General features: G+C 73.0%; 16 protein-coding genes. 13 read left to right on the forward strand and 3 right to left on the reverse strand.

From position 1 onward, the window contains the following. The first annotated feature begins 49 nt into the window (after positions 1 to 49). From AB0M76_RS24455 to AB0M76_RS24480, 6 genes are all read left to right on the forward strand, one after another. The gene (locus AB0M76_RS24455) at positions 50 to 1,078 is read left to right on the forward strand and encodes an NlpC/P60 family protein (RefSeq protein WP_365955018.1); all 1,029 of its coding nucleotides are present in this window, start codon (positions 50 to 52) and stop codon (positions 1,076 to 1,078) included. A gap of 244 nt (positions 1,079 to 1,322) precedes the next feature. After that, a complete protein-coding gene (locus tag AB0M76_RS24460; RefSeq protein WP_365954884.1) occupies positions 1,323 to 2,366 on the forward strand; it encodes an NlpC/P60 family protein in 1,044 nt (347 codons plus the stop codon). A 25-nt stretch (positions 2,367 to 2,391) separates the two neighbouring features. Next, entirely contained in the window at positions 2,392 to 3,522 is a 1,131-nt protein-coding gene (locus tag AB0M76_RS24465) for a hypothetical protein (protein ID WP_365954885.1), read from the forward strand. A 56-nt stretch (positions 3,523 to 3,578) separates the two neighbouring features. After that, a complete protein-coding gene (locus AB0M76_RS24470; RefSeq protein ID WP_365954886.1) occupies positions 3,579 to 4,721 on the forward strand; it encodes a glycosyltransferase family 4 protein in 1,143 nt (380 codons plus the stop codon). 146 nt (positions 4,722 to 4,867) lie between these two features. Beyond that, positions 4,868 to 5,629 (forward strand): SDR family NAD(P)-dependent oxidoreductase, encoded by a 762-nt coding sequence (locus tag AB0M76_RS24475; protein WP_365955019.1) that lies wholly within the window; start codon positions 4,868 to 4,870, stop codon positions 5,627 to 5,629. 118 nt (positions 5,630 to 5,747) lie between these two features. After that, positions 5,748 to 7,361: a GMC oxidoreductase gene (locus tag AB0M76_RS24480; RefSeq protein WP_365954887.1), complete on the forward strand. Its 1,614-nt coding sequence runs from the start codon at positions 5,748 to 5,750 to the stop codon at positions 7,359 to 7,361. A 40-nt stretch (positions 7,362 to 7,401) separates the two neighbouring features. On the opposite strand, the gene AB0M76_RS24485 is transcribed toward AB0M76_RS24480, so the two are convergent. Beyond that, the gene (locus AB0M76_RS24485) at positions 7,402 to 9,198 is read right to left on the reverse strand and encodes an AMP-binding protein (RefSeq protein WP_365954888.1); all 1,797 of its coding nucleotides are present in this window, start codon (positions 9,196 to 9,198) and stop codon (positions 7,402 to 7,404) included. A gap of 229 nt (positions 9,199 to 9,427) precedes the next feature. Here AB0M76_RS24485 and AB0M76_RS24490 point away from each other — a divergent pair, with 229 nt between their 5' ends. The 6 genes from AB0M76_RS24490 (at position 9,428) to AB0M76_RS24515 (ending at position 14,441) form a co-directional block, all read left to right on the forward strand. Continuing rightward, positions 9,428 to 10,210, forward strand: coding sequence for a metallophosphoesterase (locus tag AB0M76_RS24490; protein WP_365954889.1), 783 nt, complete (start codon positions 9,428 to 9,430; stop codon positions 10,208 to 10,210). 123 nt (positions 10,211 to 10,333) lie between these two features. Continuing rightward, positions 10,334 to 10,774, forward strand: coding sequence for an SRPBCC family protein (locus tag AB0M76_RS24495; RefSeq protein ID WP_266667784.1), 441 nt, complete (start codon positions 10,334 to 10,336; stop codon positions 10,772 to 10,774). 3 nt (positions 10,775 to 10,777) lie between these two features. After that, on the forward strand, positions 10,778 to 12,025 hold the full coding sequence (locus tag AB0M76_RS24500) for an ArsA-related P-loop ATPase (RefSeq protein ID WP_365954891.1): 1,248 nt from the start codon (positions 10,778 to 10,780) through the stop codon (positions 12,023 to 12,025). A gap of 76 nt (positions 12,026 to 12,101) precedes the next feature. Beyond that, positions 12,102 to 12,605 carry a DUF5304 domain-containing protein gene (locus AB0M76_RS24505; RefSeq protein WP_365954892.1) on the forward strand — a complete coding sequence of 168 codons (504 nt, stop codon included), beginning with the start codon at positions 12,102 to 12,104 and terminating at the stop codon, positions 12,603 to 12,605. 61 nt (positions 12,606 to 12,666) lie between these two features. Continuing rightward, positions 12,667 to 13,608, forward strand: a complete 942-nt coding sequence (locus tag AB0M76_RS24510) for an ROK family glucokinase (RefSeq protein WP_365954893.1) — start codon at positions 12,667 to 12,669, stop codon at positions 13,606 to 13,608. 59 nt (positions 13,609 to 13,667) lie between these two features. Further along, entirely contained in the window at positions 13,668 to 14,441 is a 774-nt protein-coding gene (locus tag AB0M76_RS24515) for an endonuclease/exonuclease/phosphatase family protein (protein WP_365954894.1), read from the forward strand. Positions 14,442 to 14,492: 51 nt separating this feature from the next. Here the strand turns inward: AB0M76_RS24515 and AB0M76_RS24520 are convergent, their stop codons facing one another. Beyond that, positions 14,493 to 15,047, reverse strand: a complete 555-nt coding sequence (locus tag AB0M76_RS24520) for a hypothetical protein (protein WP_365954895.1) — start codon at positions 15,045 to 15,047, stop codon at positions 14,493 to 14,495. Further along, complete coding sequence (locus AB0M76_RS24525; protein ID WP_327362986.1) at positions 15,040 to 15,819, reverse strand: alpha/beta fold hydrolase; 780 nt, start codon at positions 15,817 to 15,819, stop codon at positions 15,040 to 15,042. Before AB0M76_RS24525 ends, AB0M76_RS24520 begins: the two co-directional genes overlap by 8 nt. A gap of 160 nt (positions 15,820 to 15,979) precedes the next feature. Here AB0M76_RS24525 and AB0M76_RS24530 point away from each other — a divergent pair, with 160 nt between their 5' ends. Continuing rightward, complete coding sequence (locus AB0M76_RS24530) at positions 15,980 to 16,711, forward strand: lysophospholipid acyltransferase family protein (RefSeq protein ID WP_365955020.1); 732 nt, start codon at positions 15,980 to 15,982, stop codon at positions 16,709 to 16,711. Positions 16,712 to 16,770: the final 59 nt, after the last annotated feature.

Genomic DNA, 16,770 nt, shown 5'->3' on the forward strand with positions numbered 1-16,770 from the left:
CGCCGAGTTGCGTTCCTTCGGCGGTTCCAGGAAGAAGGAGCTCGCCTTCGTGGCGTCCCACCGTCGACCCAAGCAGCCGACCCGCACTCGTGTGACCGTGCTCACCGTCACGGCAGCCGCGGCCGTCGCCCTCTCCGCACACGGCGCCTCCGCCGCTCCGGCCCAGCCGAGCAAGGACGAGGTCAAGGCCAAGGTCGACTCGCTCTACGAAGAGGCGGAGCAGGCCACCGAGAAGTTCAATGGGGCCAAGGAGCGCCAGGAGAAGCTCGAGAAGGAGATAGGCCAGCTCCAGGACCAGGTCGCCCGCGGCCAGGACGAGCTCAACCAGCTGCGCACCACGCTGGGTTCGATGGCCAGCGCCCAGTACCGCACCGGCGGCATGGACCAGTCCGTCGCCCTCTTCCTCTCCGGAGATCCCGAGACCTACCTCGACAAGGCCTCCACCCTGGAGCAGCTGAGCGGCAAGCAGGTCGAAGCGGTCCAGAAGATCCAGGCCAAGCAGCGCTCGCTCGCGCAGCAGCGCCAGGAGGCCTCCGGCAAGCTCGCGGACCTCGACGCCACCCGCAAGGAGCTCGGCGAGAAGAAGAAGGCCTCGCAGGACAAGCTCGCCGAGGCCCAGGCCCTCCTCAACACCCTGACCGCGCAGGACCGCGCGGCCCTCAAGGACGAGGACACCCGAGCCAGCCGCAGCGACAGCGACCGCGCCGACCTCGGTAACGTCAAGGCCTCGGGCCGCGCCGGCGCCGCCCTGGCGGCCGCCAAGACCAAGCTGGGCAGCGCGTACGTCTCCGGCGCGACCGGCCCGAGCGCCTACGACTGCTCGGGGCTGACCCAGTGGGCCTACAAGCAGGCCGGCGTCAGCATCACGCGCACCACCTACACCCAGGCCAACGACGGCACGCGCATCGGCAAGAGCCAGCTGCAGCCCGGCGACCTGGTGCTCTTCTACGGGGACCTGCACCACGTCGGCCTGTACGCGGGCAACGGCATGGTCCTGCACGCCTCCAACCCGCGCGGCGGCGTCAAGTACGAGTCCATCAACAACATGCCGTTCCAGTTCGGCGTCCGCATCGGCTGACGCTCCCGGGTCTCCCTCGCGGGACGCGCCGTACACCGCCCATCCGGGCGAATTCCGCGGCCCCGCTGTGACCACACGCCCCGCCGGTGACCTGCGTCTGAGGCGGGGCGTCACTGTGTGTGCCCTTCGGCGGTCGTTGGCCGGTGTGTGGCCGCGCGGCTACTGTCTGCCAGCGCGGAACCCGGCACACGGCCGTCCACGGGGGGCGGACCCGGTCCCGCGCAGCGGAAGGGAGCGGTTCCTCGTGGCGTCCCATCGCCGGCCCGGGCTCGGCAGTCTCGACCGGAGCACCAAGGCCACCGTCCTCACCGCCGCCGCGGCCACCGCCGCGGCAGCCATGGCGGGCGGGGCGGCGAGCGCGGCCCCGGCCCAGCCGCAGGAGCCCCCGGCCGGCGCCCGCGCCCAGGTCGACCGGCTCTTCGAGGAGGCCGAACAGGCCACCGAGCGCTACAACCAGGCGGGCGAGCGGGCCGACCGGCTGCGCACCGAGATCGACCGGGCCCAGGACGCACTGGCCCGCGGCCAGGACCGCATCAACACCATGCGCGGCGTCCTCGGCACCTTCGCCGGCGCCCAGTACCGCTCCGGCGGCATCGACCCCGCCGTCGAGCTGATGCTCTCCGAGAACCCGGACGAATACCTCGACAAGGCCTCCCAACTCGACCGGCTGACCGACCGGCAGGCCCGTCGGCTCGACGAACTGCGCAAGGAGCAGCGCCGGCTGGGCCAGCAGCGCCACGAGGCCTCGCAGAAGCTCGCCGAACTCGGCGCCGTACGCGCCGACGTGGCCCGCCAGAAGCGCGCCGTCACCGCCAAGCTCGCCGCGGCCCGCCGGCTCCTGAACGCCATGCCCTCGCAGGAGCGGGCCGACTTCGAGCGGGCCTCGCGCTCCGGCGACCGCCCGGAGGGCCTGCCCGAGCCGAACTCGTTCGGCCCCTCCTCGGGGCGCGCCGCGACCGCCGTGATGGCGGCCCGGGCCGCGGTCGGCCGCCCGTACATCTGGGGCTCCACCGGGCCCTCCGGGTTCGACTGCTCCGGGCTGATGGTGTGGTCGTACCGGCAGGCCGGCGTCTCCCTGCCGCGTACCTCGCAGGCCCAGCGGTACGCCGGCCGCCAGGTCCCGCTCTCGCAGGCGCAGCCCGGCGACCTGGTCACGTACCGCTCGGACGCCAGCCATGTCGGCATGTACGTCGGGAACGGACAGGTGGTGCACGCCCCGTACCCGGGTGCGCGGGTGCGGTACGACCCGGTCGGGATGATGCCGGTGTCCTCGGTGACGCGCCCTTGATGCAGGCCGTGCGTACGATCGTCGGATGTCCCCGGTCCGTCGGCTCCTCGTACGCGCGCTGCCGCTCCTGCTGAGCGTGCTGCTCGCGGGGTGCGGGGCGCCTGCGGCGCGGGACGCAGCCGAGGGGGACATCCGGCAGGCCGTGGCCGCCTGGTCACGGACACCGCCCGCGCAGCTCGCCGGGATCCCGCTGGAGGGATGGGCGTACGAGGTCTCCGCGGTCCGGCGGGACGGCGCCGAGGCCATGGCCCGGGCGGAACTGCACTACCGGCTCACCGGCTACGACACGGCCCCGGCCGGGTCGGCGCGCGAGGTGCGGCTGAGCCGGGACGGCGGGGACGGCGGACGGTGGCGGGTCACCGGGGACCGGCCCGCGCCGGGCGCCCCGCCGCAGCTGTGGGACCAGGGGCCGGTGGCGGTGGTCCGGGGCGCGCACGCGCTGGTGCTCGGCGTCGGCCGGTCCCCGCAGACCCTGTCCGAGATCGGGGCGGAGGCGGACCGGGCGGTGCCCGCGGCGAGCGCCGCCTGGCCGGGGCCGTGGGCGGGCCGGGTGGTCGTGCTGGTGCCGGACTCGCTGGAGCGGATGGCGGAGCTGCTGGGGCGGCCGGCTGCCGAGTACCGGGGCATGGGAGCCGTCACGACGGGCCGGGTGGGCGCCGCCGCGGCCCCCGCCGACCGGGTCGTCGTCAACCCGGAGGGCTGGGCGGAGCTCAGCGCGGCGGGCCGCGGCGTCGTCCTGACCCACGAGGTCACCCACGTGGCCACCCGCGCCGCGACCTCCGCCCGGACCCCGCTGTGGCTCTCGGAGGGCCTCGCGGACTGGGCGGCGTACCGCGGCGGCGCGACCACCCCGCAGCAGGCCGCGCCGGCACTGGCCCGCGCGGTCCGCCGCGGCGAGCTGCCGGGTACGCTCCCCGCCGACGAGGCGTTCGCCTTCGGCGGCGACCCGGAGGCACTGGCCCGCGCGTACGAGGGCGCATGGCTGGCCTGCCGCCTGATCGCGGCCAAGTGGGGCGACGCCACACTGGTCCGCCTCTACGAGCTGGCAGGCCGGGGGCCCCTGGCGACGGCCCTGGAGGAAACGATCGGCGGCGATCTGCCCGGCCTGACGCTGGCCTGGCAGGCGAGCCTCCGCCAGGAGCTGGGGGCGCCGTAGGGGTGTCCGGCGGCTGGGCAGGGGCCGCGTGGGGGCGTCCGGTACTTTGGCTGGCGATGCACAAGACGCTGATCGTGACCAATGACTTCCCGCCGCGGCCCGGCGGCATCCAGGCCTTCCTGCACAACATGGCGCTGCGGCTGGATCCCGACCGGATCGTCGTCTACGCCTCCACCTGGAAGCACGGCGCGGAAGGCCGCGAGGCCACCGCCGCCTTCGACGCCGAGCAGCCGTTCCAGGTCGTGCGCGACCGTACGACGATGCTGCTGCCGACCCCGCGGGTGACCCGGCGGGCGGTCGGGCTGCTGCGCGAACACGGCTGCGAGTCGGTGTGGTTCGGGGCGGCGGCCCCGCTGGGGCTGATGGGCCCGGCGCTCCGCCGCGCCGGGGCGAAGCGGATCGTGGCGACCACCCACGGGCACGAGGCGGGCTGGGCACAGCTGCCGGCGGCACGGCAGCTGCTGCGCCGGATCGGCGAGGGCACGGACACGCTGACCTACCTGGGCGAGTACACGCGCTCGCGGATCGCCTCGGCGCTGACGGACCGGGCGGCGGCGCGGATGGTGCAACTCCCGCCGGGGGTGGACGAGAAGACCTTCCACCCCGGGTCGGGCGGCGACGAGATCCGGGCCCGGCTGGGGCTGTCGGACCGGCCCGTGGTGGTCTGCGTCTCGCGGCTGGTCCCCCGCAAGGGACAGGACACGCTGATCGAGGCGATGCCGCGGATCCTGGCCGCGGTGCCGGACGCCGTGCTGCTGGTGGTCGGCGGGGGCCCGTACGAGGCGGACCTGCGGGCGCTGGCCGTCTCGACCGGGGTCGCGGACTCGGTGGTCTTCACGGGCGCGGTCCCGTGGGCCGAGCTGCCCGCCCACTACGGCGCCGGGGACGTCTTCGCGATGCCGTGCCGGACCCGGCGGGGCGGACTGGACGTGGAGGGCCTCGGCATCGTCTACCTCGAGGCCTCGGCGACGGGCCTGCCGGTGGTTGCGGGCGACTCGGGCGGGGCGCCGGACGCGGTGCTGGAGGGCGAGACGGGCTGGGTGGTCCGGGGCGGTGTCCCCGAGGACGCGGCGGACCGCGTGATCGCGCTGCTGCAGGACCCGGAGCTGCGCCGCCGCATGGGCGAGCGGGGCCGCGCCTGGGTCGAGGAGAGGTGGCGCTGGGACCTCCTGGCCGACCGCCTGCGCGAGCTGCTCTGAGCCCGGTCCCGTACTCCTCGTACTTCCTCGGCGATTACGCCGACCAGGGCGCGTCGGGGCCCCGGCCGTGCATGTCCCGCCGGACACGGAAGGCATGTCTGCGGACGTGCACGACGGTTGCGCGCCGGTGAGGAGTGGTGAGGACGATGGACGACGTGCTGCGCGGCACCGTGGCCCTGGTGACCGGCGCTTCGAGCGGGATCGGCCGGGCGGCCGCCCTGGCGCTCGCCGGGCGGGGAGCCACCGTCGCGCTCACCGCGCGGCGCGGGGACCGGCTCACGGAACTGGCGGCCCAGATCGAGGCCGGCGGCGGCACCGCGCTCGTCCTGCCCGCCGACATCGCCGACGAGGCCGAGGCCGCGCGCGTGGTCGAGCGCACGGTCAAGGAGCTCGGGCGCCTCGACACCCTGGTCAACAACGCGGGCCTGATGATCCTGGGCCGCGCCGGGCAGTCGGCCCTCGCCGACTGGAAGCGCATGGTGGACATCAACCTGACCGGCCTGATGCACACCACCCACGCGGCGATGCCGCACCTGGCGAACGCCGCCGGGGACGGGCGCCGACAGGTCTCCGACATCGTCAACGTGTCCTCCGTGGCGGGCCGCCAGGCCGCGGCCATGGGCGCCGCGTACTGCGCCACGAAGTTCGGCGTGGTCGCGTTCAGTGAGGCGCTGCGCCAGGAGCTGGCGCGGCAGCACGTACGGGTCTCCCTCGTCGAGCCCGGTAGCGTGGACACCGAGTTGCGCGAGCACAATGCCCCTGAGGTGCAGCAGGCGCTGGCGCAGATGCTCGGGAAGATCGAGCGGCTGCAGTCGCAGGACATCGCGGACGCGATCGTGTACATCGTCACGCGGCCGCGGCGGGTCGCGGTGGCGGAGATGCTCGTCCGGCCGACCGAGCAGGTCTGAGGCCGGTTCCGGCTCGCCCCGGACCGGCGCGGTGATCCTCCGCCACATCTGACTGTTCCTCAGAAGTCTGTCAACACCGCCTCTGGGTGGACGGCCGGATTCCGCCCATGATGCGGCCATGACACCTCAGCTGACGCGCCGTCACTTCCTCGGTATCGGCGCCCTCCAGACCGCCGCCGCCCTCGGCTTCACCCGCATAGGCCTGCAATCGGCCGCGGCCGCAGAGCCCGCCGCCGCGCAGTACGCCCCCGCCATCGTCGTGGGCTCCGGCTACGGCTCGGCCGTCGCCGCCCTCCGGCTCGGGCAGGCCGGCGTACGGACCGTCGTCCTCGAGATGGGCCGGCTCTGGAACACCCCCGGCCCGGACGGCAAGGTCTTCCCCTCCACCTCCGCCCCCGACCAGCGGTCCATGTGGTTCCGCACCCGCACCGAGGCCCCGCTCGCACAGTTCCTCTGGCTCGACGTAGTCAACCGCGACATCAGCCCCTACCCGGGCGTCCTCGACCGCGTGAACCACGGCGACATGTCCGTGTACGTCGGCCGCGGCGTCGGCGGCGGATCCCTCGTCAACGGCGGCATGGCCCCGACGCCCCGGCGCTCGTACTTCTCCGAGGTGCTGCCCCAGGTCGACGCCGACGAGATGTACGGCACGTACTACCCCCGCGCCCGCGCCATGCTCGGCGTCAACGACATCGACCCCGGCTGGTTCGAGTCCACGGAGTGGTACCGGTTCGCCCGGATCTCCCGCAAGCACGCCCAGAACACCGGTCTGCGGACCACCTTCGTGCCCAACGTGTACGACTTCCAGTACATGCAGCGCGAGGCCGCCGGCACCGCCACCCGCTCGGCGCTGGCCGGCGAGGTGATCTACGGCAACAACTTCGGCAAGAAGAGCGTCGACAAGACCTACCTCGCGGCCGCGATCGGCACCGGCAACGTCACCATCGAGACCATGCAGCGCGTCGTCGGCGTACGCCAGGACCCGGCCGGGGGCTACGTACTCACCGTCCGGACCAGCGATCTGACGGGAAGGGTCACCGAGGTCAGGGAACTCGGCTGCAAACAGCTCTTCCTCGGCGCCGGCAGCCTCGGCACCACCGAGATCCTGCTGCGCGCCCGGGAGCGGGGCACCCTGCCCGCGCTCAGCGAGAAGGTCGGGCTCGGCTGGGGCCACAACGGCAACATCATGACCGCCCGCGCCAACCACCTGTGGGACACGGTCGGCTGCAACCAGGCCACCATGCCCGCCCTGGGGATCGACGACTGGGACAACGCCGCCAACCCGGTGTTCGCGGAGATCGCCCCGCTGCCCATGGGCTTCGAGCACTGGATCTCGATGTACCTGGCCATCACCAAGAACCCCGAGCGCGGGCACTTCACGTACGACGCGGCCACCGACTCGGCGCGGCTCAACTGGCGCCGCGACCAGAACACCCCGTCGGTCCAGGCCGCCAAGAACCTCTTCGACCGGATCAACCGGGCCAATTTCACGATCTACCGGTACGACCTGTTCGGCGACAACAGGAACTTCGCCGACAACTTCACGTACCACCCGCTCGGCGGCTGCGTCCTCGGCGACGCGACCGACAACTACGGCCGCGCCAAGGGCTACCAGGGGCTGTACGTGGTCGACAGCTCCCTGATCCCGGGCTCGCTCGGGGTGAACCCGTTCGTCACCATCACCGCGCTCGCGGAGCGGAACATGGCGCGGATCCTCGCGGACCCCCGCTGATCAGCGGCCTCCGGCCGCGGGCCGTGCCTGCGGTCCGCCATCAGCCGCGGTACAGGGCCTCGATCTCGTCCGCGAAGTCCTTCGCCACCACATTCCGCTTCAGCTTCAGCGAAGGCGTGATGTGACCCGACTCCTCCGTGAACTGGGAGGGCAGAATGCGGAATTTCCGCACCGATTCCGCCTTGGAAACCGCCGCGTTGCCGTCGTCCACGGCCTTCTGGACGGCGGCGATGAGGTCCGCGTCCTCGCGCAGCTCCGCCGCCGTGACCCCGGCCGGCTTGCCGTGCTCCGCGGCCCAGCGGCCGAGGAACTCCTCGTCGATCGTGACCAGCGCGGCCACGAACGGCCTCGCGTCGCCGACCACCATGCACTCCGCGACCAGCGCGTGCGCCCGGATCCGGTCCTCGATCACCGCGGGCGCGACGTTCTTGCCGCCAGCCGTGACGATGAGCTCCTTCTTGCGCCCGGTGATCGCGAGGTAGCCGTCCTCGTCGAGGGTGCCGACGTCGCCGGTGTGGAACCAGCCGTCGGTCAGCGCCTCGGCGGTCGCCGCCTCGTTCTTCCAGTACCCGTTGAACACGTGCTCGCCGTGCAGCAGCACCTCGCCGTCGTCGGCGATCCGCACCACGGAGCCCGGCAGCGGCTGGCCGACCGTACCGATCTTCGTACGGTCCCACGGGTTGAAGGCCGTGGCGGCACACGACTCCGTCAGGCCGTAGCCCTCCAGGACCGTGAAGCCGATGCCGCGGAAGAAGTGGCCGAGCCGCTCGCCCAGCGGTGCCCCGCCGGAGATCGCGTACTCGCCGCGCCCGCCGAGGACCGTGTGGAGCTTGCTGTAGACCAGCTTGGAGAACAGCTTGTGCTTCAGCTTCAGGCCGAAGGACGGGCCGCCCGGGGCGTCCAGCGCCCGGCTGTACGCGATCGCCGTCTCGGCGGCCGCGTCGAAGATCTTGCCCTTGCCGTCGGCCTGCGCCTTGGCGCGCGCCGAGTTGTAGACCTTCTCGAAGACGCGCGGCACGCCGAGGATCAGCGTGGGCCGGAAGGACTGCAGCTCGTCGGTGAGGTTCTTGATGTCCGGTACGCAGCCCAGGCGGATCGGCGCCAGGACGGCCGCCACCTCCACCAGGCGCCCGAAGACGTGCGCGGCCGGCAGGAAGAGCAGCACGGAGCACTCGCCGGTGCGGAACAGCGGGCTCAGGCGCTCCACCACGTTGCCGCACTCGGCGAAGAAGTTGCGGTGGGTCAGCACACAGCCCTTGGGGCGGCCGGTGGTGCCCGAGGTGTAGACGATGGTGGCCGGGTCGTCGGCGTTCGCGAGCGAGCTGCGCCGGTCGACCTCGTCGTCCGGCACGTCCGCGCCGGCGGCCTGCAGCGTCGCCAGCGCGCCCTGCTCGAGCTCCCAGACCTCGCGCAGCTCCGGCAGCCGGTCGCGCAGCGAGGCCACGGCCGCGCTGTGCCCCGGGCTCTCCACGACCACGGCGACCGCGCCGGAGTCGCCGAGGATCCACTGGATCTGCTCGGGCGAGCTGGTCTCGTACACGGGGACGGTGACGGCGCCCGCGCTCCAGATCGCGAAGTCGAAGAGCACCCACTCGTAGCGGGTGCGGGAGATCAGCGCGACGCGGTCGCCGGGCTGGATGCCGGCCGCGATCAGGCCCTTGGCGGCGGCCCGCACCTCGGCGAGGAACTCGGTCGCGGTCACGTCCTGCCACTCGCCGTCGACCTTGCGGGCCATGACGGCTGTGTCGGGATGCTGCGAGGCATTGCGGCGGATGAGATCCGTCAGGTTCCCGTCCGACGGGACCTCGTACAGGGCCGGAAGGCTGAACTCGCGCAAGACTGCTGCTCCTCTGGGCGCCATCGCCACCATGTGGACCGACCGGACGTTACCCACCGGTAGTGGGTTCCGGATAGAGGGAACCGGCCAGATGTTCCGTGCGTCACACGCCACGGCCGTGCCATGCCGACAGTAGTCGACCCCGTTTGCGACCCGGAAGTAACCGCAGGTAGGGAGCCTGTGAAGGTTCCTCTACCCGCGGCACCCGGGCCCCCCTAGGGTGGGGCGCATGGGTGGCAGGAAAAGCAGTACGCGAGTCCACGTCGTCAGCGACGTCCACGGCAACGCCGAAGCGCTCGCCCGCGCCGGGGACGGCGCCGACGCGCTGATCTGCCTCGGTGACCTCGTGCTCTTCCTCGACTACGCCGACCACTCGCGCGGCATCTTCCCCGACCTGTTCGGCGTCGAGAACGCCCACCGGATCGTGGAGCTGCGCACCGCGCGCCGCTTCGACGAGGCCCGCGACCTCGGGCGGCGGCTGTGGGCCGGGCTGGACCGGGAACAGCTGATCGAGGGCGCGGTGCGCCGCCAGTACGCCGAGATGTTCGCCGCGTTCCCGCAGCCCACGTACGCCACGTACGGCAATGTCGACATCCCGGGTCTGTGGCCCGAGTACGCCGGCCCCGGCACCACCGTCCTCGACGGGCAGCGGGTGGAGATCGGCGGCCGCGTCTTCGGCTTCGTCGGCGGCGGACTGCCCTCCCCGATGCGCACCCCGTACGAGGTGGACGAGGAGGAGTACGCCGCCAAGGTCGAGGCGCTCGGCGAGGTGGACGTGCTCTGCTCGCACATCCCGCCGGAGGTTCCCGAGCTCTGCTACGACACGGTCGCGCGCCGGTTCGAGCGCGGCAGCGAGGCCCTGCTCGCGGCGATCCGGCGGACCCGCCCGCGGTACGCGCTGTTCGGACACGTGCACCAGCCGATGGCCCGGCGCATGCGGATCGGCGGCACGGAATGCGTGAACGTCGGGCATTTCGCCGCCACCGGAAGGCCCTGGGCGCTGGAGTGGTGACCTCAGGGCCCTGGAGCGGTGAGCCCCGGGCCCTGGAGTGGCGACGTCCGCACGCACGGTAGCCTGCACGCGGCGGCCGCAGGCCGCACACTTCCTCGAACAATCCCTGGAGGGGCGACCGCCATGGCCGAACACACCAGCTCGAGCATCACGATCGAGGCGGCGCCGGCCGACGTCATGGCCGTGATCGCCGACTTCGCCCGCTACCCCGAGTGGACCGGCGAGGTGAAGGAGGCCGAGGTACTGGCCACCGACGCCGACGGCCGCGCCGAAAAGGTCCGGCTGCTGCTGGACGCGGGCGCGATCAAGGACGACCACACCCTCGCCTACACCTGGAAGGGTACGGACGAGGTCAGCTGGACCCTGGACAAGTCGCAGATGCTGCGCCAGCTCGACGGCTCGTACCGGCTCGCCCCGCTGGAAGGCGGCAAGCACACCGAGGTCACCTACCAGCTGACCGTGGACGTCAAGATCCCGATGCTCGGCATGATCAAGCGCAAGGCCGAGAAGGTCATCATCGACCGCGCCCTGGCCGGCCTGAAGAAGCGCGTCGAATCGGCCTGATCCATGCACATCCTGCTGATCACCGGCCCCGGCGGGGCCGGCCGCACCACCGTGGCCGCGGCCACCGCCGTCGCCGCCGCGCGGACCGGGCAGCGGGTGCTGCTGCTCTCCGGTGACCCCGGGAACCCCCTGTCCGCACTGCTCGGGGAGCCCACGGGCCGGCCTGTCGAAGCCGCGCCCGGGCTGACGGCCGTACCCGCCGGCGGGGTCCTCGCGGCCCGCGTGGACACCGGCGAGGAGTTCCGCGGGGAGCTCGTCGCCCTCCAGGAGCGCGGATCCGCCCTGCTCGGCATGGTCGGGGCCCGTCCCCTCGGGGCCGAGGAGCTCACCGAGCTGCCCGGCGCCGAGCAGTTCGCCCTGCTGCGCGCCCTGCGCCGGGCCGCCGCCGCACCCGGCATCGACCTCGTCGTCGTCGACATGCCCCCGCTCCACCAGGCCGTGGCCACCCTCGCCCTCCCCGCGCAGCTGCGCCGCTACCTGGCCCGGCTGCTCCCGGCCGAGCGGCAGGCGGCCCGCGCCCTGCGGCCCGTACTGGCCCAGCTGGCCGGCGTACCCATGCCCGCGCAGTGGCTGTACGAGGCCGCCGCGCGCTGGGACGAGGAGCTCGCGGCCGTCCAGGCCGTCGTGGAGGCCCCCGCCACCTCGCTGCGGGTGGTCGCCGAGCCGGGACCGGGCGCCGACGCCGCGCTGCGGACCGGGCTGCTCGGCCTCGCCCTCGAACAGCTGCCGGTCGCCGGGATCGTCGCCAACCGGATGGTGCCGCAGGGCTCGCCCGACCCCTGGCTGGCCGGGCTCGCCGCCCAGCAGGAGAAGTACGCCGCCCAGTGGGCCGGGGCCGAGCCGGCCAGGGACATGCCCGTGCTGCCGCTGGGACACCTCGGGCGGGACCCCCAGGGGCCGGAGGACCTGGCAGGGCTCGCCGGGGCGGAGGGGCTCGTTCCGGCGGCCTGCGGGGAGGCCGGGGACAGGGCCCGGGATGCTGCCCGGGACCGCCGGGCCTGGGTGGTGGAGGACCGTCTCGCCGAGGACGGTGTACTCGTCTGGGTGGTGCCGCTGCCCGGCGCGCACAAGCGCGACCTCGACCTGGTCCGGCGCGGCGACGAGCTGCTGCTCGCGGCCGGCCCGTACCGCAGGATCGTTCCACTGCCCTCGGCGCTGCGCCGCTGCACGGTCTCCGGCGCCGCCCTCGCCGACGGGGAGCTCCGCATCCGCTTCACGCCGGACCCGGGGCTCTGGCCCCGCAGGCCCTGAACCGCGTACCCCCGTTCGGGTAACGTCGAAGGTAGTACGTACCGCACGCCCAGCAGCTGCCGCAGGAGAGTCCGCCATGAGCGAGGCCACCGACCGTCCCACCGACGACGACGCCTGGGCCAAGGCCTGCGCCGAGGATCTCGCCGCGGAGCAGGAGCGCCGCCGGGCCCGGCGGGGCGGCGCCGACGCCGGCACCGGGACCGCCGCCGAGGAGCTCTTCAAGCTGTTCGAGGCCGTCGCCGACAAGGTCTCCGGGCTGAACAACCCGCTGCTCGGCGCCGCCGCCCAGGGTGCGGTACGCCAGTTCGTCAACCAGGCGAAGGCCGCCGCCAAGCCCGTCGTCGAGCGCAATCCCGACGTCTTCGACCACCTCGCGACCGCCGGCTCCGAGCTGCTCGCCGCGTACCGCTCGGCCGTCGAGGGCCACGAGCGCCGCTGGACCCGCGACGAGCCCGCGGCGGGCGCGGGCTCGGACGGCCCCTCCGGCGACCGTCCTTCGGGCGACCGTCCCTCCGGGGACCATTCCGACCCCCGCGACGAGGGCGGGAGCGGTCCGACGCAGCGGATCGATCTCGACTGAGACACTGCCGCCCTCGGGTACCGTTGGCCGTGGCGGGGTTTGACCGGAAACCGAGGGACTAATGGGACTCACCATCGGCGTCGACATCGGCGGCACGAAGATCGCGGCCGGCGTGGTCGACGAAGAGGGCACCATCCTTGAGACGTACAAGGTGCCCACCCCGCCGACCGCGGACGGGGTGACGGACGCGATCTGCGCCGCAGTGTCCGAAGTCAGCAGCAGCCACACCATCGAAGCCGTCGGCATCGGCGCCGCCGGCTACGTGGACGACAAGCGCGCGACCGTACTCTTCGCGCCGAACATCAACTGGCGCCACGAGCCGCTCAAGGACAAGGTCGAGCAGCGCATCGGCCTGCCGGTCGTCGTGGAGAACGACGCGAACTGCGCCGCCTGGGGCGAGTACCGCTTCGGCGCGGGCCAGGGCCACGAGGACGTCATCTGCATCACGCTCGGCACGGGCCTGGGCGGCGGCATCATCATCGGCAACAAGCTGCGCCGCGGACGCTTCGGCGTCGCCGCCGAATTCGGGCACATCCGGGTGGTTCCGGACGGCCTGCTGTGCGGGTGCGGGAGCCAGGGCTGCTGGGAGCAGTACGCCTCCGGACGCGCGCTCGTCCGGTACGCGAAGCAGCGCGCCAACGCCACCCCCGAGAACGCGGCGGTCCTCCTCGCGCTCGGCGACGGCACCACCGAGGGCATCGAGGGCAAGCACGTCAGCGAGGCCGCGCGGGCCGGTGACCTGGTGGCCGTCGAGGCCTTCCGCGAGCTGGCCCGCTGGGCGGGCGCCGGCCTCGCGGACCTGGCGTCGCTCTTCGACCCGTCGGCGTTCATCGTCGGCGGCGGGGTCTCGGACGAGGGCGACCTCGTCCTCGACCCGATCCGCAAGTCCTTCAAGCGCTGGCTGGTCGGCGGCGCGTGGCGCCCGCACGCACAGGTGCTGGCCGCGCAGCTGGGCGGCAAGGCCGGCCTCGTCGGCGCGGCGGACCTGGCCCGCCAGGGCTGACGCCGTCCGTTGTCAGAACTGCCCGCCGCGCCCTCTGTGGCACGGCGGGCAGTCTGGCTATGTTGCGGTCCATGCTGCCGAACTCTGTGACGGAACCCGACGGTTCCGCGGTGATCCGAGCCCTCAGCTACAACATCCGCTCGATGCGGGACGACGAGGAGGCGCTGGCCAGGGTGATCCGCGCGTGCGCACCCGACCTGGTGTTCATCCAGGAGGCGCCGCGGTTCTTCCGCTGGCGCAAGCATGCGGCGCGGCTGGCCGCGAAGACGGACCTGGTGGTGCTGAGCGGCGGCGCCACGGCTGCGGGCCCGCTCCTGCTCTGTTCCCTGCGGGCCTTCGTGGAGCGGACGGAGGACGTCCTGCTCCCACTCACCCCGGGCCTGCACCGGCGGGGCTTCGCCACGGCGGTGGTCCGGTTCGGGGCTGCGCGGGTGGCGGTGCTGAGTGCGCACCTGTCGCTGGACGGGGCGGAACGCCGGGCGCAGGCCGACATCCTCCTGGACCGCCTCGCGTCCATGGACGCCCCGTACGCCATCGCGGCGGGCGACATCAACGAGACGCCGTCGGGCCCGGCGTTCCGCCGCCTCTCCACCGCCCTCCAGGACGGCTGGACGGTGTCGCCCTGGGGCGGCGAGCACACCTTCGTCCGCTCCGGCCCGCCGAGGCGGATCGACGCGATCTTCGCAACGCAGGGCGTGGAGATCCTGACCTGCGGCGTCCCAACCCCTCTACCAGGCATCACCAAGGACGACCTCCAGGCAGCCACGGACCACCTCCCGGTCCTGGCCACCCTCCGCCTCCCGGCCGGGAAATCCGGCCCCGCCGACGCCTGAGGCGAGGGGGTACCCCCGGACGGAGTCCGGGGGAGGGTCCGGGGCCGCGGCCTACACCACCGCGCCCCGGCCCGGGTCGTCGTCCTCGTCGTCGCCCTGCGACATCCGGGCCACCAGCGTGGCGAAGCCGCCGAGGAAGCCGCCGATGCCCAGGGCCGTGAGCCACCAGGTCATGTCCCACTGCAGCAGCACGGCCACCAGCAGCAGCACCGGCCCGCCGACCACCGCGAGCCACGCGAACTTCGCCGTCGTGTCCGCAGGCGGGAGCTCAGGCTCCGGCGGGACGAAGTGGCCCTCGTCCTTCCCGTCCGGCTCCGCCGGCGTGTGGTCCCGGGGCCCGGTCCCGGGACCGGTACCGCTCACGCCCACGCCCGGGGCGAACACCACCGAGCTGCCCAGCGCCGGAGCCGGGGGTTCCTTGTCCGCAGGAGGCTCCGGAGCCGGCTCCACGTCCTCCTCCGGCAGCATCAGGTTCTCGATCGGCCGGAACGGTCTCGACCCCGGCGGGTCCGGCGGCTCCTGCCCGTACCCGGCGACGATCGCCGCCCAGGCCGCCTCCTCGTCCAGCGGGGGGACACCCCCCGAGGACTCCTCGTGCTCAGCCACCGCTGGCCGCCCCCTCCCTGCCGACGCTCTCCGCGAGCCGCCCGACGAACGCATAACTGTCCGCGAAGATCTGCTCCGCGTCGTAGTCCAACGTCGCAACGTGGTAGCTCTGTTCCAGCAGCGTCTCGGTGACATCCGTCGACGAGATCCGCGCGAGGATCCGCGCCGAGTCGACCGGCGGTACGACATGGTCCTGCGGGCTGTGCAGCAGCAGCACCGGCTGCGTCACCTGCGGCAGCTCGGTGTCCAGCATCTGCAGGAACTTCCGCAGCGAGTGCGCGGCCCGGGTCGGGACCCGGTCGTACCCGACCTCGTCCGAGCCCGGCTTCGCGATGTCGCTCGCGATGCCCGGGGTCGAGCGGATGAAGTGCTTGGCCACCGGGAGGGCGACGGCCAGCGGGTCGTGCACCTTGTTGGCCGGGTTGACGAGCACGAGCCCGCTGATCGCGTCCCCGTGCTTCGCCGCCAGCCGCAGGCTCAGCGCGCCGCCCATGGACAGGCCGAAGACGAACACCTGCGTGCACCGGTCCAGCAGCTCCCGCAGCGCGCGGTCGACCTCCGCGTACCAGTCCTGCCAGCCCGTGAGCTGCATGTCCTGCCACCGCGTCCCGTGCCCGGGCAGCAGCGGCAGCGACACCGTCAGGCCCTGCCCGGCGAGATACTCGGCCCACGGGCGCAGCGACTGCGGGGAACCGGTGAAGCCGTGGCAGAGGAGGACGCCGACCTCTCCGCCCTCGTGGCGGAAGGGCTCAGCTCCAGGGAGGACGGGCACCAGGGTCTCCTTCGACGGGTGGGGGGTGCGTAGCGCTGTGTGACTTCACCGTACGCGACGGGGATGACACCGACCAGGGTCGTCGACCGCTCACGCCCGAGCCAGGGGATATGGTCTGTTCGACAGACACAGGAAGGCTTTCGAGTTGATCTACGGCGCAATGAAGTTCTCCATCGGGGGTTCCCTGAAGCTCGCCTTCAGGCCGTGGGTGGAGGGCCTCGAGAACATTCCCGCCGAGGGGCCGGCGATCCTCGCGAGCAACCACCTGTCGTTCTCCGACTCCTTCTTCCTGCCGGCCGTGCTGGACCGGAAGGTCACCTTCATCGCGAAGGCGGAGTACTTCACCTCCCCGGGCGTCAAGGGCAAGCTGACGGCCGCCTTCTTCAAGGGCGTCGGCCAGCTCCCGGTGGACCGCTCCGGCGCGCGCGGTGCGGGCGAGGCCGCGATCAAGAGCGGCATCGAGGTCATCGAGCGCGGGGAGCTGTTCGGTATCTACCCCGAGGGGACGCGTTCACCCGACGGCCGCCTCTACCGCGGCAAGCCCGGCGGTCTGGCCCGGGTGGCCCTGGCCACCGGTGCGCCGGTGATCCCCGTGGCGATGATCGACACCGAGAAGATCCAGCCGCCCGGCAAGGTCGTCCCGAAGCTGATGCGCCCGGGCATCCGGATCGGCAAGCCGCTGGACTTCAGCCGCTACCAGGGCATGGACAGCGACCGTTTCATCCTGCGCTCGGTGACCGACGAGGTCATGTACGAGATCATGAAGCTGTCCGGCCAGGAGTACGTCGACATCTACGCGACGGCCGCCAAGCGCCAGATCGCGGACGCGGAAAAGGCCGAGAAGGCCGCCAGGGCCGCCGCCGAGAAGAGCGCCGGCAACAGCGCGGAGTAGCGGAGCAGGGCGGGAAGGGCGGGAAGGGCGGGAAGAACGGGAAGAACGGGCGGCACCGC

The organism is Streptomyces sp. NPDC051364 (assembly GCF_040682115.1).
GTDB lineage: Bacteria > Actinomycetota > Actinomycetes > Streptomycetales > Streptomycetaceae > Streptomyces.

Excerpts from the sequence above, each read along its gene's own strand:
- AB0M76_RS24465 (WP_365954885.1), top strand. The coding sequence starts at position 2,392 with ATGTCCCCGGTCCGTCGGCTCCTCGTACGCGCGCTGCCGCTCCTGCTG.
- AB0M76_RS24470 (WP_365954886.1), top strand. The coding sequence starts at position 3,579 with ATGCACAAGACGCTGATCGTGACCAATGACTTCCCGCCGCGGCCCGGC.
- AB0M76_RS24475 (WP_365955019.1), top strand. The coding sequence starts at position 4,868 with ATGGACGACGTGCTGCGCGGCACCGTGGCCCTGGTGACCGGCGCTTCG.
- AB0M76_RS24480 (WP_365954887.1), top strand. The coding sequence starts at position 5,748 with ATGACACCTCAGCTGACGCGCCGTCACTTCCTCGGTATCGGCGCCCTC.
- AB0M76_RS24490 (WP_365954889.1), top strand. The coding sequence starts at position 9,428 with ATGGGTGGCAGGAAAAGCAGTACGCGAGTCCACGTCGTCAGCGACGTC.
- AB0M76_RS24495 (WP_266667784.1), top strand. The coding sequence starts at position 10,334 with ATGGCCGAACACACCAGCTCGAGCATCACGATCGAGGCGGCGCCGGCC.
- AB0M76_RS24500 (WP_365954891.1), top strand. The coding sequence starts at position 10,778 with ATGCACATCCTGCTGATCACCGGCCCCGGCGGGGCCGGCCGCACCACC.
- AB0M76_RS24505 (WP_365954892.1), top strand. The coding sequence starts at position 12,102 with ATGAGCGAGGCCACCGACCGTCCCACCGACGACGACGCCTGGGCCAAG.
- AB0M76_RS24510 (WP_365954893.1), top strand. The coding sequence starts at position 12,667 with ATGGGACTCACCATCGGCGTCGACATCGGCGGCACGAAGATCGCGGCC.
- AB0M76_RS24515 (WP_365954894.1), top strand. The coding sequence starts at position 13,668 with ATGTTGCGGTCCATGCTGCCGAACTCTGTGACGGAACCCGACGGTTCC.
- AB0M76_RS24530 (WP_365955020.1), top strand. The coding sequence starts at position 15,980 with ATGAAGTTCTCCATCGGGGGTTCCCTGAAGCTCGCCTTCAGGCCGTGG.